This window comes from Curtobacterium sp. ER1/6, from assembly GCF_001742745.1.
GTDB lineage: Bacteria > Actinomycetota > Actinomycetes > Actinomycetales > Microbacteriaceae > Curtobacterium > Curtobacterium citri.
Genome location: NZ_MJAK01000012.1, coordinates 68,882 through 83,538, shown reverse-complemented (window position 1 = coordinate 83,538; position 14,657 = coordinate 68,882). Strand labels below are relative to the sequence as shown.

The following is a 14,657-nucleotide window of genomic DNA, read 5'->3' as shown; positions in this document are numbered from 1 at the left end:
GGGGGGGCGCGACGGCCGGGAGGCGCGGTGCGCGCCCGCCCCGCCGGTCGCGGCCGGTCGTCGGTACGCTCACCGCATGTGGCCGACCGAGCAGGACTGGCGCGCGTCCGTCCCGCGGCTGCTCCGGCACGCCGTCGCGCGGTGGGACCTGCGGGCCGGCGCACCCTTCGGCGGCGGCAGCATCTCGCACGTGCTGCCCGTCACGACCCCCGACGGGCGCGACGCCGTGCTGAAGCTCTCCTTCCCGCACCGCGAGGCCGAGCACGAGGCGGCCGCCCTCGCCTGGTGGGACGGCGACGGCGCGGTGCGGCTCCTCGCGGTCGACCCCGACGACCCGTTCGTGCTCCTGCTCGAGCGCTGCGATCCGGGGGTGCGTCTGTCCGACCGTGTCGACCTGCCGGCGGCCGACCGGCTGCGGACCGCCGCCGAACTGCTCGGCGGCTTGTGGGCGGCCGGGGTGCCGGACGCGGACCCGTTCGAACGCCTGACGGACGTGGCCGCCGGGTGGGCGGACCTGCTCGAGGAGCGGATGCGTGCCCTCGTGCCGCCGTTCGACCCCGGGCTCGTCCGCCGCGGCGCCGAGCTCCTCCGCGCCCTGCCCGTCGGTGCGCGGCGCACCGTGGTGGTGCACGGCGACGCGAACCCGGGGAACGTCCTCGCGGCCGGGCGCTCGCCGTGGCTCGTCATCGACCCGAAGCCGATGGTCGGTGACCCCGCATACGACTCCGGGCCGCTCCTGGCGCAGGTCGACGGCCCGTTCCGCAGAGCCGATCCGACCGCGACCGTGCGTGCGCGCACCGCGCTGCTCGCCGACGTGACCGGGGAGCCCGTCGAGCGGATCGCCGCCTGGTGCACGGCGCGGGCCGTCGAGTCGGCGCTGTGGTCCGTCAGCCGTGGTGCGCTCGGCGACGGTCGGGACGCCATGGCCCGTGCGGCGGTCACGGACCGGCTCGCCGACTGACGCCCCGGGTCACCGGGCGGCGGCGGTTACGGCGTCGAGTGCGTCGTCCGCGGACCGCGGTTCGCGCCCGAGGAGCGCCCGGAGGGTCGGGTCGGTGCCGGCGAACCACCCTGCGCCCGCCGCCTCGTGCATGCCGAGCAGGAACCGGACCATCCGTTCGTCCTGGCCGGCGGCCACGGCGCGCTCGACCCATCGCTCGGGGTCGACGAGCTCGAAGCCGACCTCGTGACCGACGCGCTCGGACAGCCGTCGGGTGAGGTCGGCGAACGTCGGCGCCCGGGTCGCGGTGATCGTCACGGGCCCCTCGGCGGGGGCGTCCTGCAGCAGCAGCGTGGCCGCGGCTTCGGCGGCGTCCTCGCGCGCGGTCCACGAGACCGGACCGTCCGCGGGCACGGACACCGTCCCCGTCGCGGCCCACGGGCCGAGCAGCCACTGCAGGCTGTGCGCGTAGAAGCCGTTCCGGAGCGAGGTCCACCGGAGACCGGAGGCGGCGAGCAGGTCCTCGGTCGCCGCGTGGTGCTGCGCGGGGACGAACGGTGAGTCCGCACCCGCTCCCTGGTGGCTCGTGTAGAAGACGTGCCCGACGCCCGCTGCCACCGCGGCGTCGACCGCGTTGCGGTGCTGCGCGACGGTGTCGCCCGCCGGGTCGTTCGACGACACGAGGAGCAGCCGGTCCGCGCCCGCGGAGGCGGTGCGGAGCGTCGCGGGGTCGTCGTAGTCGCCCGGTCGGACCGTCACGCCGCGGTCGGCGAACCGCGCCGCCTTCGCGGGGTCCCGGGTGACGACCGTCAGGTCGGAGGTCGGCAGGTGACGGAGGAGGTGGTCGGCGGTCGCGCCGTTGAGGGCGCCGGTCGCTCCGGTGATGGTGATCATTGGATGCTCGTTCCTGTTAGCAGTGGTAACCGCGACGACCGTACGCGCTGCTTCCGGCGATAGCAAGACCCTGTTAGCGTTGGTCCATGTCGACCTCGGCCTCCGTTCCCGCACCCGACGCCGACCCGCGCCGGGACGTCCGCGACCGGGTCGTCGCGGCCGCGGCCGAGCTGCTCCGCGAGGACGGGGCCGACGCGGTCACGACCCGTGCGGTCGCCGGGCGTGCCGGGGTGCAGGCGCCCACGATCTACCGGCTGTTCGGCGACAAGGACGGCCTGCTCGACGCCGTCGCCGAGCACGCGATGACGGTCTTCGCCGCCGAGAAGGCCGCGCTCGTCGCCGACGGCGCTGCCGAGGGGACCGACCCCGTCGCCGCGCTCCGCTCGGGGTGGGACGCGACGATCGCCTTCGGCCTCGCGAACCCCGACCTCTTCGTCATCATGAGCGACCCGCGCCGCGGCCGGGGATCGCCCGCCGTCGCCGCCGGACTGCACGCGCTCGAGGAACGGTTGCGTCGCGTCGCGGCGGTCGGGCGGTTGCTCGTGCGCGAGGCCGACGCCGTGCGGCTCGTCCACGCGGCCGGGACCGGGACGGTGCTCGCGATCCTCGAGGAGGCCGACGAGGCGGAGGAGGCCGAGGACGACCGGCGCAGTGACCTCGCCGACCGGGCGTGGGCCGCGGTCGCGTCGCAGGTCCTGGTGGCCGAGGACGACGTGCCGGCCGGACCGGATCGCGCGCTGCGCACCGCCGCACTCACCCTGCGCGCCGGCGTCGACGGACTCGACGCGCTGTCGCCGGCCGAGCGTGCCGTCCTCGCGGAGTGGCTCGACCGCGTGGTCGACGGGACCGACGGGGGACCGGACGCGTCGGACGGCGGCGCCTGACCGGCCGTCAGTCGGTCGCGCCCCGCGGTGGATCGACCAGCAGGGCGACGCGGTCGCGCAGGTAGTCGGCGAGCGGCACCGCGGCACCGGCGGTCGCCGACCAGCGGACCACCGGCTCGTCGTCGACGACCGCGAGGACACCCGCGGCACCCACGAGCGTGTCGTCGAGCGGGACCGGCACCGCGCCGTGGTTGACGGTGTCGCCCTCGGCGAAGTTCCCCTTGGCCGCCGCCGCCCGGTACGCGCGCCGCACCTCCGCGGACACCGAGACGAACTGCTGGCGACCGGGGTCCGTGACCCGGGTGATCCGTCCGGTCGCCCACACCCGCCCCGCGGTCTCGGGGGAGGAGCCGAGCAGCAGGGCGCCGACGCGCCACACCCGCCCGAGCGACCGGATCGTCGGCTCGCGGCGGATGCCGAGGACGGCACGTGGCTCGACGTACTCGCCGAGCGCCTCGTCGCGGACGGCGGCCTCGCGCAGGCGGTCGGCGGCGTCGGCGAGCAGGTCCCGTGCGCGCCGCACCGCGTCCGCCGCGCCCTCGTCCGTCACGACCCCCGAGCCTAGACCGCGGTGTCACGCGGGGTCGCGGAGTCCACGGAATGCCGAGGTCGGTCCTACCGTTGGAGCGTCCGGGCCGTCGCGAGGCCCGGCAACGAGGAGGGTCGATGGGCATCGTCAGGTGGTTGTTCGACGCGCAGCTCGTCATCGGCGACCAGACCGTGCTCTGGCGTGAGGTGATCGGCAACGTGTTCGGGCTGCTCAGCGCGCTCGGCGGGATGCGTCGTCGGGTGTGGGCCTGGCCGGTCGGCATCCTCGGCAACGCCCTGCTCTTCACCGTCTTCATGGGCGCGCTCTTCGACACCCCGAACCCGGTCAACCTGCTCGGGCAGGCCGGCCGACAGGTCATGTTCATCGTCGTCAGCGTCTACGGCTGGTACCGGTGGACGCACCGCGCGGACGACGCGACGACCGTCGTCGAGCCGAGGTGGGCCTCCTGGTCGACCCGCGGGCTGATGGTCCTCGTCATGGTGGGCGGCACCGCCCTGCTGACCCCGCTGTTCCGCGCGCTCGGCTCCTACGAGCCGGTGTGGAGCGACGCCTGGATCTTCGTCGGGTCGGTGCTCGCGACCTACGGCATGGCGAAGGGCTGGGTCGAGTTCTGGCTCGTCTGGGTCGCCGTCGACCTGGTCGGCGTCCCGCTGTTGTTCTCGGCCGGGTACTACGCCTCCGGGCTCATGTACGTCTTCTACGGTGCCTTCACGCTGACCGGGTTCTTCGTGTGGATGTCGCAGGGTCGGAAGCCCTCCGCGGCGCCCGTCACCGTCGGCTGAGCCGCGGCCAGGCCGTCGCCGTGCCCCCCACACGGGGTGGAGACACGCGACGGCGCATCCTGTGGACTGTGGAGATGGCAGACTCCTGCGACGTGACGTACGACGACGAGGCGGTCCTGGCCGAACGCATCGTGCGTGGCGCGATCCGTGCGTTCCGTCTGCACCCATACCACGACGTCGACGCGAGCGTCGTCGCCGAGACGTCCGGGCTCGACACCGCGGTCGTCGAACGGGTCTTCCCGATCTGGGACGCGCTGCTGCTCGTGACCTACGACCGCTGGACGCAGTTGCGCGGGACCCGGCGCTCGGTCGAGCCGGCCTCGACCGTCGACCACGTCCGCCTGACCCTCGCCGAGGACGTCGCCGACCCGGGGCTCGTGCGACTCCTGGCCGGTGTCGTGTCCATCGCCGCGTCGGAACGCGACTTCGCCGAGCTCTTCCGCAAGCGGTTCGAGGAGCACGTCGAGCAGCTCACCGCGGGGCTCGAGCGGGACGTCGCATCCGGTGCCGAGCACATCGGCATCCCGACGCACCAGGCCGCGACGCAGCTGCTCGCCGTCCACGAGGGGCTGCAGGTGCAGATGCTCGTCCGGCCGTACATCGACGCACTGGTCGAGTTCGACCGCGCCGTCCGCACGCTGCGCCAGGGGTGGCGCGCGCCGGAGCCCGTGGCGTGGGACCTCGACTCCGCGCTCGCCAGCATCTGACGGAGCCGCGACCCGGCCGACCACGACCGGGTCGGCCACGACCGGGCCGGATCAGGCCGCCTGCGGTCAGCGCGTCCCGGGCCGTCCGCGGCGCCAGCCGGCGATCTGCCGCAGGGTGACCTTCGAGCCGTACTGCGCGACGGAGTGCCGGAACAGGTACTCGGCGAACCAGAGCAGCACCGCCGCGGTCGCGAAGACCTCGACGATGCACACCACGGACTCCACCACGCTGAGGGTGCCCACGGCGTTCCGCACCATCGCGGTGATCGGGGTGAAGGTCGGGAAGTACGTGAAGAACGCGGCCACCGGCGACGACGGCGTCGTCATCACGAAGAACGCGGCGTACAGCGGGATGATCAGCGCGAAGATCGCCGCAGACTGCAGCGTCGAGGCGTCCTTGATCGACGGCACCGCCGCACCCACCGCGACGAAGAGCCCGCACCCCAGCAGGACGCCGCCCACGAGCAGGAGCGCGCCCACGACCATCCGCCACGGGTCGACGCTCAGACCACCGAGCCGCGACGCCACGAACGGCAGCGCGGCCAGGGCGACGACGAGTCCCGGGACCAGGACGACGCCGACCTGCACGAGCCCGACGAGCAGCATCGCGACGACCTTGCCGCGGATGAGGTCGCCCGCCGTCACGGTCGTCAGGATCATCTCGGAGATCCGGTTCTCCTTCTCCTCGACGACCACGGTCACCATCCGCGTCGCGAGCAGGATGACGATGCCGAAGAACGCCGCCACGTAGAGGAACGGCGGCACGATCGACAGCCAGCCGGGTGCCACGCGGCCGTCGGCGTAGGCGGTGAGCTCGGTGACCGGCGGTGTCCGGAGGAGCGCGACGGCCTCGTCGTCGTCCACCGAGGCCGCGACGCTGCGCTCGAGCACCCGCTCCGCGAGCGAGGAGTACCCGCCGTTCTCGAACAGGCCGCGGTCGGCCGCGTCGAGTCGGATCGGCTCCGTCGAGGGCTTCGCGGGGTACTCGACGAACAGCTCCAGCGTCCCGGCGCGGACGGCCGCCCGGTCGGCGGCGGGGTCTTCGGACGGTGAGCCGCCCCACTGCGCCGCGACCGAGGCGGACACGAGGCCCGAGTGGTCGACGTAGTGGAACGGGGTCCGCGTCGCCGAGCTGCTCGACGACACCGAGTCGGTGCCGGCCGCCTGGCCGACCCCCACGAGCAGCGAGACGACGACGACCACGATCGGCAGGGCGAGGGTGCCGATCCAGAACGCGGGCTTCTTGACGGCGCGGACGAACTCGAAGCGGACGACCGTCCCGAGCCGGCTCACGCGGCGGCCCCGGTCCGTGCCGGGGCGGCGAGCGGCGCACGGCCCGGCGGGTGCGCGTCATCGGCACCGGCGTCGTGGCCGTACACCTGCACGAAGATCTCGTCGAGCGGGATGCGTCGCATCTCGAACCCGGAGACGTGCACGCCGGCGGTCACGAGCGACGCGAGGATGTCCGACCCGTCCGGTGCCGCCGCGGCACGGGGGACCAGGTAGGCGACGTGGCCCTCGTGCCGGGCGAGCCGGTACAGGGGCGAGGGTGGCACGCTCCCGTCGAGCAGCACCCGGGCGACGGCACCGCCGAAGGCGTCCTGCACGTCCGGGATGGTGCCGTAGGCGGCCGCTCGACCGTCCTTGAGCAGGAGGATCCGGTCGCACAGCCGTTCGACCTCGTCCATGTGGTGCGTGACCAGGATCACCGTCGCGCCGTCGGCCTTCCGTTCGTCGACCAGGTCGAGCAGGAGCCGGCGGTTCACCGGGTCGAGGCCCTTCGTCGGCTCGTCGAGGATGAGCAGGCGCGGCCGGTCCATGATCGTGATGCCGAGCTGCACCTTCTGCTGCTGGCCACCGGAGAGCTTGTCGACGCGGAGCTTCGCACGGTCGGCGAGCCCGATCCGCTCGAGGTACCCGGTGCTCCACCGCACGGCCTCGGGACGCCGGAGCCCGCGGAGCATCCCGAAGTACGTCATCACGTCGATGACGGACTCCTTGCGGTAGAGCCCGCGCTCCTCGGGCAGGTACCCGATGCCGCCGGTCGCCGGTCGGTACGGTGCGCCGTCGATCGTCAGGGAGCCGGCGGTCGGTGTCGTGATGCCGAGCAGGGCCCGGATGGTGGTCGTCTTGCCGGACCCGTTGCTGCCGAGGAGCCCGAACGTCTCGCCCGGTGCGACGTCGAAGGACAGGCCGTCGACGACGTCGCGGTCGCCGAAGCGCATCACGAAGTCCCGCACGCTGATGCTGGCACCGCTCATGGGGCCGACCCTACCGACGGACCCCGCGAGTTCCGCCCGCCCGTTCCTTCCCATCACGCTTGCGGTGGGAAGCGAGAACGGGCGTACCTGGTCGATCCGGCCGACCAGGTACGCCCGTTCTCGCCTGGCACGCCCGTCCCGGCCCGGCAGGCAACAGCCGCGACCACACGACGGACGGGAGGCGCGGTGCCTGCTGGCACCGCGCCTCCCGGCCGTCTCCTGGTCGCGACCCGTTCCGTCAGGAACGCAACCAGGCGGTCCCCACACCCGACAGCGCGCCGTCCGCCACCGGCGCGGAGGCGAGCAGGAGCTCGCCGGCGGGCAGCGCGTACGGCTCGTCGCCGAACACCGTGACGCTCGTCCAGCCGTTCGGCCGGCGGAAGGCGAGCACGTCGTCGCGACCGGTCTCGAGCCACTCGAGGTGCTCCTCGGACTGCAGCCGGCCGCGCAGGCCCAGCGCCTTCCGGTACAGGTTCAGCGTTGAGTCGGGGTCGGCGTCCTCGGCCTCGACCGAGACGTCCGCGAACCACGCCGGCTGCGGCAGGTGCGAGCCACCCTCGCCGAACCCGAAGGACGACCCCTGTCGCGTCCACGGGATCGGCACGCGGCAGCCGTCACGGCCCACGTCGACACCGGGGTTGCGGAAGAACGCCGGGTCCTGGCGGTCGGCGTCCGGGATGTCGCCCACCTCGTGCAGCCCGAGCTCCTCGCCCTGGTACAGGTAGGCCGAGCCGGGGAGCGCGAGCTCCAGCAGCGTCGCCGCCTGCGCACGCCGGAGCCCGAGCGCGCGGTCGAGGTCGTCCTGCGACCCGCCGGCGAGCAGCCACGCGGCACCCTGCTTCTGCTCGGAGCCGTCGCGGGCGGGGAGAGCGTACCGGGTGGCGTGCCGGACGACGTCGTGGTTGGAGAACACCCACGTGGTCGACGAGCCGGACTGCTCGGCCAGCCCGAGGTTGAACTCGATGATCGTGCGGAACTGCTGTGCGTCGAAGTCGGCCTCGAGGAGGTCGAAGTTGAACGCCTGTCCGAGCCCCTCGGCGCTGGCGTACCGCGCACGACGGTCGGCGGCGACCCAGGCCTCGGCCACCGCGGTGCGCGCCGGCGTGTACTCGTCGAAGACCTTCCGCCACTCGGCGTAGATCTCGTGCACGTCGTCACGGTCCCAGAGGATGTGCTGACCGTCCTTCGGCGCCGCGAGGACCTCGGCCCACGACGGCAGGGGCCCGGACGGCAGGTCCTTCGCCAGGCCGTGCGCGACGTCGATGCGGAAGCCGTCGACCCCGCGGTCCGACCAGAACCGCAGCGTGTGCAGGAAGTCGTCGCGGACCTCGCGGTTCGCCCAGTTCAGGTCGGGCTGCTCCGCCGCGAAGTTGTGCAGGTACCACTGGCCGTCGCCGACGGCGGTCCACGCCGGGCCGCCGAAGATCGACACCCAGTCGGCCGGCGCTTCGGACCCGTCGGGGCCGGTGCCGTCGCGGAACACGTACCGGTCGCGTGCGGGGCTGCCCGCCGGCGACGCGAGTGCCTCGCGGAACCACGCGTGCCGGTCGCTCGTGTGGTTGGGCACGACGTCGACGATCACCCGGATGCCGGCGCCGTGCAGGGCGGCGACCATGTCGTCGAAGTCGTCGAGCGTGCCGAGCCGCGGGTCGACGTCGCGGTAGTCGTCGACGTCGTACCCGCCGTCGGCGAGTGCGGACGGGTAGAAGGGGCTGAGCCAGACCGCCTCGATGCCGAGCGACGCCAGGTAGGGGACCCGCGCGGTCACGCCGGGCAGGTCGCCGATCCCGTCGCCGTCCGCGTCCGCGAAGGAGCGCGGGTAGACCTGGTAGACGCTCGCCTGACGCCACCAGGTCTCGTCGGTGGTGGTCGCTGCGGGCTGGACGGCGGTGTCGGTCACGACTGGCCTCTCGTTGTGGGTGGTGGTCGGGTTCGCGGTCGTCACTTGATCGCGCCCTGGGTCACGCCGGCCATCACCCATCGCTGGGTGACCAGGTAGACGATGATCGCCGGCGCCATCGCCATGAGGTACGAGGCGAAGGACACGTTGTAGTTGTTGCTGAACTGGGTCTGGAACATCTGCTGCAGCACCGGCAGCGTCTGCAGGGCCGGGTTCGAGGTGATCAGCGACGGCATCACGAAGTCGTTCCACGAGGCGAGGAACGCGAAGATGCCGACGGTGGCGCTCATCGGTGCGAGGAGCGGGAACACCAGTCGCCAGAACACCTGCCCCGTGCTCGCACCGTCGATGCGTGCACTCTCCTCCAGCTCGGCCGGGATCGACCGCAGGAACGCGGTGAAGAGCAGCACGCTGAAGGACAGCTGGAACATGACGTGCAGGATCGCGACACCGATCGGGTTGTCGAGCCCGGCGAGCCCGGTGAGCTTCACCTGCGACAGCGCGAGGACGGGGAACGGCAGGAACATCGCCGCGAGCAGGTAGAAGAACGACCAGCGGAACAGCCGGCGCTCCCAGTTGCGGGCGATCGCGTAGGCGGTGAACGAGGCGAGCAGGATCGTGCCGACGACGGTGATCGCGGCGATGAACACCGAGACCCCGAAGGCGCGGGGGAAGTCCGTCAGCTCCCAGGCCTGCACGAAGCCGTCGACGCTGAACGGCGCCGGCAGCGAGAACGCGTTGCCGTCGACGGCCTGCGCGGTCGTCTTGAACGCCATCGTGACGGTGACGTAGAGCGGGACGAGGACCGACAGGGCGCAGAGGGCCAGGACGATCGTGACGGGCCAGTTCGCCCGGTCGCGTCGGCCGGCGCCGCGGCCGCCGGCGGTGCGGTCGGCGTCGACGGACCGGACGCTGCCGGTCGCGGTGGTGCCGGGGCGGAGGGGTGCTTGCAGGGACATCAGAGCGCTGCCTTCCCGCGGGTGGCCCGCAGCTGGATCACGGCGATCACGACGGCGATCAGGAAGAAGATCGTCGCGTTCGCCATCTGGTACGCGTAGTCGCCGCCGCTGAAGCCCTTGAAGATGCTCATCGCCACGCTGGTGGTCGAGGTGCCCGGGCCGCCGTCGGTCAGGCCGACGATGATGTCGTACGAGTTCAGGAAGTTCTTGAACCCGATGACGAGGTTGATGAGGATGTAGCCCGCCGTCAGCGGGGCGGTGATCGAGACGAGCTGCCGCCACGCGCTCGCGCCGTCGAGCGCCGAGGCCTCGTACACCTCGCCCGGGATCGACAGGACCCCGGCGATGTAGATGAGGAGCGTCGACGGGATCGCCTGCCAGGCCGTCACCACGACGATCGCGACCCAGGCCAGGTCGGGGTTCGCGAGGATGCTCTGCTCGAGCGGCGCGAAGCCGAGCGCGGTCGCGAACGCCGGCAGCGAGTTGGCGAACAGGAACGAGAACACGTAGGCGATGACGATGCCCGAGATCACCATCGGCAGGACGAAGACCCCGCGGAGCGCGATCTTGCCGCGGATCTTCGACGTCAGCGCGATCGCCAGCAGGAACGCGACCGCGTTCACGACGAGCACGGTGACGAGCGAGAACCCGATGGTGAACAGGTACGCCTGCAGGATCGCGGGGTCGGAGAACACGGCGACGTAGTTCGTGAGCCCGGTGAACCGGAACTCGCCGAAGCCGACGGAGTTCGTGAAGCTCAGCACGATGCCCATCACCGCGGGGAGCGTGATCGCGAGCGTGAAGAGCACGAGCGTGGGGACGAGGAACACGAGGAAGAGCGGGTCGACGCGCTTCCCGCGTCCGCGGCTGCCGGCCTGGAGGCGCGGTGCGGCTCCGCCCCGTCGGCGGCGGCCCGCCGTCGTGATCGATCCGGTGGTCGTGGTGGCCATGGTCGTCTCCTTACGCGGCCGACCGGAGCGCGAGCCGCGCCCAGTCGCCGTCGAGGGTGCGGAGTTGCGGTTCGGGCGCACCGCCGAAGGCGATGGACTGCAGGTAGTTCGCCACCGGGATCTCGGCGGGGATGAGCTGCGAGGCGCCGAGGGAGAACGCGGCGCGGTCGTACGAGTCCTGCATGCCGCGGAGCGCGGGGTTCGACACCGGCGGCGAGTCCTTCCGGACCCCGAAGCCGTTGTTGTCGGCGTTGTACTGGTCGCTGACCGCCGGGCTCATCAGGAAGGACAGGAATTCGCGGGCGGCCTCCTGCTTCCGGGATGCCTCCGGGATCCACAGCCCGAGGTCGACGTTGACGCGCACCTTGTTGTCGGCCGGGTCGTCGGTCGCGGGGAACGGGAACGTGCCGAGGTCCATGTCGGGGTTGGTCTTCGCGATCTCGCCGAGTGCCCACGGGCCCTGCAGGTACATCGCGGCCTTCCCCTGCGCGAACGCCAGGTTGCCGTCGCCGTAGCCCCGGCTGGCCGCACCCGCCTGGTGCCACTGCAGCAGCTCCACCATGCGGCCGACCGGGGCGGCGAAGTCCCGCTCGAACGACACTGCCGACCCCTTGCCGACCGAGGTGCCCTCGCGGTCGAGTGCCGCGAAGGTCGCCGGCACGTCGAGCATGCCGCCGACCGAGTAGTCGAACATGCCCTGCGCGATCGTCCAGTTGTCCTTGTACGTGCCGTACATCGGCGTGATGCCGGCCCGCACGAGCCGCTCGCACACGTCCGTGAACGCGCTCCAGGTCGTCGGTACCTCGAGGCCCTGCTGCGCGAAGAGCGCCTTGTCGTAGATCACGGACGCGGCGGTGACCGAGTAGGGCAGGACGCTCGTGCGCCCCGGGTAGTCGGCGGTCTGCTGCATGAGCGGCCAGAGGTCCGGGTTGATCGTGTCCCGCTCCCGCGTGTCCGACAGGTCGGTCAGCGCGCCGTGCTCGACGAACGAGACCATCGCGTAGTTGTAGTTCAGGCACCCGAGGTCCGGCGGCCGGTTCCGCACGAAGTTCGCGGACATGTTCGACGTCGAGTCGCGGACGACCCGGATCTTCGACTGGCTCTCGTGGAACTTCGCGATGACGTCGTCGAAGTACCCGATGACCTCGGGCTTCGACACGTAGAACGTGATCGTCTCGGGGCGGCTGCTCGATCCTCCGAGCGGGGCGCACCCGGCGAGTGCCAGGCCCGCGCCGATGCCGCCCGCACCGAGCAGGAAGCCGCGGCGGGTGACCCCGGCCGTGCCCCTGGTGGTGGCGTGTGCTTGCACGTCGTCTCCGTCCGTCCGGACCCGGCAGCCCTGCCGTTCCGGTCTGCGGGCCGACGTCGGTGTCGGCTCGCCGGACTAAATGTACCCAGAAAATCTAATCGCGCAAGCAATCGGTCCCGCGGTAGGGTCGGCGCATGTCACAGCGCCGTGAGACCACCCGCGCGACCAGCGCCGAAGCGGTCCTGGCCTGGGCGTTCGGCACCGGCGCGTTCACCGCGTCCGAGGCGATCGACGCTACCGGACTCACCCGCTCGACCGTGCTCGCCGCGTGCACCGAGCTCGTGCGGCTCGGGTGGCTCCGCGACCTCGACGACGCCCGCGCCGCCGGGGAGTACCGCAAGGGGCGACCTGCGCGGCGCTCCGAGCTCGACGCGACCGCCGGGGTCGTCGTCGGCGTCGACGCGGGACAGCACCGGGTGACGGCCCTCGTCGCCGATCTCCGCGGCACCGTCCTGGCCCGCGCCGAGGGGTCGCTCGGCGAGTCGGGACTCGAGGTGCCCGTCCGTCTGCGCGTCGTCGAGGAGACCGTGGCGTCGGCGCTCGCCGCGGCCGGGGTGGGCCCGGACCACGTGCTCGTGACGGTCCTCGGCATCCCGGCGCCCGTGGACGCGGCGGGGGAGTCGCCCGCCGACGGCGGGTTCTGGGACAGCATGAACCCCGGCTTCGCGGCGGTCGTACCGCACGGCGTCGTCGTCGTGGAGAACGACGCGAACGCGGCGGCCCTCGCCGAGCGCCCGTCCTCCGGCGACGCCTCCTTCGCCGCCCTGCTGTCGGGCGAGCGCTTCGGTGCCGGTCTGGTGGTGGACGGCGCCCTGCTGCGCGGTGCCCGTGGTGGCGCGGGGGAGCTCCGCGTGCTCGACCTGGTGGACGGCGTCTCGTCGTCCGACGGCATCGGGCGCACGGCGCGGACGCTCGTGCGGCAGGCCCGCGCCGAGGGACGGGTCCCCGCGGACTCCCTGCTCGGCGGCGACGACGAACCGGACGCCGCCGTGGTCCTCGCCGCCGCGGCACTCGGGGAACCGCTCGCGCTCGAGGTCGTGGACGGGCTCGGCGACCGGCTCGCCCGGGTGTGCGTGCTGCTCGCGAGCCTGCTCGACATCGACCGGGTCGTGGTCGCCGGGGCGATCGCCGACGCGGCCGGCCCCGTGATCGACCGTGCCCGTGAGCACCTGGCGGCGTGGGACCTCGACCCGACGCCCGAGGTCGTCGCCTCCCGCCTCGGCGGCGACGTCGTCGCGCTCGGGGCCGTCGCCCGGGCGCTCGACGTGGTGCAGGCGGACCCCCTGGCGTTCCCGCTGCCCGCGGCCCGACCGGTCGTCACCGCCTGACCGCTCGGCCGCTCGCGCGCTGCCGGTGCCCGCGCGGGGCAATCGAACCACGATCCCGACGTTGAACCACGCGGTGCGGCCGGTTCGACGTCGGGATCGTGGTTCGACGAGACGTGACGACCGCGCGCGATGACCGGCGCGCGTCGACCGGCGCGTCAGCGCGGGATCGCCGCCAGGACCCCGGCGGCCCGGGCCGCGTCCTCGGCGCTGACGTCCAGGTGCGTCACGAGCCGGACGCTCCGCGGCCCGAGCTGCATCACCCGGACACCCTGCTCGGCCGCCGCCGCGACGAAGGCCGCGGGGTCGGCCACCTCAGCGAACACGATGTTCGTGTCGACCGTCGCCGGGTCGACGCCGAGCGCCGCCGCGAGCACCCGCGCGTTGGTGTGGTCCTCGGCGAGCCGTTCGACGTGGTGCTGCAGCGCGTACCGGCCGGCGGCCGCGAGGAAGCCGGTCTGCCGCATGCCGCCGCCGTACCGCTTCCGCCAGGTCCGAGCGGCGGCGACGTGCTCGCGGGAACCGACGAGCACCGAGCCGACCGGTGCGCCGAGGCCCTTCGACAGGCAGACGGACACGGTGTCGAAGCCGTCGGCGAGCTCGCGGAGGGGGACCCCGGACGCGACGTGGGCGTTCCAGAGCCGGGCGCCGTCGAGGTGCACCGCGATGCCGTGCTCGCGGGCGAAGGCCTGCACCGCCGTGACCTCGTCGCGGGGCTGGACGGTGCCGCCGCCGAAGTTGTGCGTGTTCTCGATCGCGATCGCCGTCGTCGACACGCTGTACGCCCCGGCGTTCGGCTCCGCGACCTCGGCCACCGCCGCGGCGACGAGCCGTCCGCGCTCGGACGGCCAGGTCCGCGTGGTGATGCCGGAGAACACGGCGGCCGCACCGAGCTCCGCTCGCACCACGTGGGCGCGGACGTCGGCCAGCAGTTCCTCGCCGGGGGCGACGTGCAGCCGCAGCCCGAGCTGGTTCGCCATCGAGCCGGTGGGGGTGAAGAGCCCGGCCTCGTGCCCGAGCAGGTCCGCGACCTCTCGCTCGAGGGCGTTCGTCTCCGGGTCCTCGCCGAAGACGTCGTCGCCGACCTCGGCCTCGGCCATCGCCCGGCGCATCGCCGGGGTCGGGCGGGTGACGGTGTCGGAGCGCAGGTCGATCGGGGCGTCGGTCACCAGGCAACGCTAACGCGCCGTCCAGAC

14 protein-coding genes are annotated in these 14,657 nt (G+C 73.0%); 5 read left to right on the top strand and 9 right to left on the bottom strand.

The window, feature by feature from the left end:
- Positions 1-76 precede the first annotated feature (76 nt).
- The gene (locus Cus16_RS14775; protein ID WP_069713424.1) at positions 77-961 is read left to right on the top strand and encodes an aminoglycoside phosphotransferase family protein; all 885 of its coding nucleotides are present in this window, start codon (positions 77-79) and stop codon (positions 959-961) included.
- Between the two features lie 9 nt (positions 962-970).
- Here the strand turns inward: Cus16_RS14775 and Cus16_RS14770 are convergent, their stop codons facing one another.
- Positions 971-1,834, bottom strand: coding sequence for an NAD(P)H-binding protein (locus Cus16_RS14770; protein ID WP_069713423.1), 864 nt, complete (start codon positions 1,832-1,834; stop codon positions 971-973).
- A gap of 86 nt (positions 1,835-1,920) precedes the next feature.
- Between Cus16_RS14770 and Cus16_RS14765 the strand changes: the two genes are divergently transcribed.
- A complete protein-coding gene (locus Cus16_RS14765) occupies positions 1,921-2,718 on the top strand; it encodes a TetR/AcrR family transcriptional regulator (protein ID WP_069713422.1) in 798 nt (265 codons plus the stop codon).
- 7 nt (positions 2,719-2,725) lie between these two features.
- On the opposite strand, the gene Cus16_RS14760 is transcribed toward Cus16_RS14765, so the two are convergent.
- Positions 2,726-3,268: a hypothetical protein gene (locus Cus16_RS14760; RefSeq protein ID WP_069713421.1), complete on the bottom strand. Its 543-nt coding sequence runs from the start codon at positions 3,266-3,268 to the stop codon at positions 2,726-2,728.
- 116 nt (positions 3,269-3,384) lie between these two features.
- Between Cus16_RS14760 and pnuC the strand changes: the two genes are divergently transcribed.
- Both pnuC and Cus16_RS14750 read left to right on the top strand, forming a co-directional pair.
- Positions 3,385-4,050 (top strand): nicotinamide riboside transporter PnuC, encoded by a 666-nt coding sequence (gene pnuC, locus Cus16_RS14755; protein WP_069713420.1) that lies wholly within the window; start codon positions 3,385-3,387, stop codon positions 4,048-4,050.
- 74 nt (positions 4,051-4,124) lie between these two features.
- Complete coding sequence (locus Cus16_RS14750; protein WP_069713419.1) at positions 4,125-4,757, top strand: TetR family transcriptional regulator C-terminal domain-containing protein; 633 nt, start codon at positions 4,125-4,127, stop codon at positions 4,755-4,757.
- A 66-nt stretch (positions 4,758-4,823) separates the two neighbouring features.
- Here the strand turns inward: Cus16_RS14750 and Cus16_RS14745 are convergent, their stop codons facing one another.
- From Cus16_RS14745 to Cus16_RS14720, 6 genes are all read right to left on the bottom strand, one after another.
- Complete coding sequence (locus Cus16_RS14745; protein ID WP_069713418.1) at positions 4,824-6,050, bottom strand: ABC transporter permease; 1,227 nt, start codon at positions 6,048-6,050, stop codon at positions 4,824-4,826.
- Positions 6,047-7,018, bottom strand: coding sequence for an ABC transporter ATP-binding protein (locus tag Cus16_RS14740; protein ID WP_069713417.1), 972 nt, complete (start codon positions 7,016-7,018; stop codon positions 6,047-6,049). Before Cus16_RS14740 ends, Cus16_RS14745 begins: the two co-directional genes overlap by 4 nt.
- A 238-nt stretch (positions 7,019-7,256) precedes the next feature.
- Positions 7,257-8,999, bottom strand: coding sequence for a glycoside hydrolase family 13 protein (locus Cus16_RS14735; protein WP_083264024.1), 1,743 nt, complete (start codon positions 8,997-8,999; stop codon positions 7,257-7,259).
- Positions 8,960-9,877 (bottom strand): carbohydrate ABC transporter permease, encoded by a 918-nt coding sequence (locus Cus16_RS14730; protein ID WP_069713415.1) that lies wholly within the window; start codon positions 9,875-9,877, stop codon positions 8,960-8,962. Before Cus16_RS14730 ends, Cus16_RS14735 begins: the two co-directional genes overlap by 40 nt.
- A complete protein-coding gene (locus Cus16_RS14725) occupies positions 9,877-10,827 on the bottom strand; it encodes a carbohydrate ABC transporter permease (protein ID WP_189319612.1) in 951 nt (316 codons plus the stop codon). The genes Cus16_RS14730 and Cus16_RS14725 overlap by 1 nt, the downstream gene beginning before the upstream one ends.
- A gap of 10 nt (positions 10,828-10,837) precedes the next feature.
- A complete protein-coding gene (locus Cus16_RS14720; protein WP_069713414.1) occupies positions 10,838-12,136 on the bottom strand; it encodes an ABC transporter substrate-binding protein in 1,299 nt (432 codons plus the stop codon).
- Positions 12,137-12,270: 134 nt separating this feature from the next.
- On the opposite strand from Cus16_RS14720, the gene Cus16_RS14715 reads away from it, so the two are divergent.
- Positions 12,271-13,464, top strand: a complete 1,194-nt coding sequence (locus Cus16_RS14715; protein WP_069713413.1) for an ROK family protein — start codon at positions 12,271-12,273, stop codon at positions 13,462-13,464.
- A 155-nt stretch (positions 13,465-13,619) separates the two neighbouring features.
- Here the strand turns inward: Cus16_RS14715 and Cus16_RS14710 are convergent, their stop codons facing one another.
- Positions 13,620-14,630 (bottom strand): threonine aldolase family protein, encoded by a 1,011-nt coding sequence (locus Cus16_RS14710; RefSeq protein ID WP_083264023.1) that lies wholly within the window; start codon positions 14,628-14,630, stop codon positions 13,620-13,622.
- Positions 14,631-14,657: the final 27 nt, after the last annotated feature.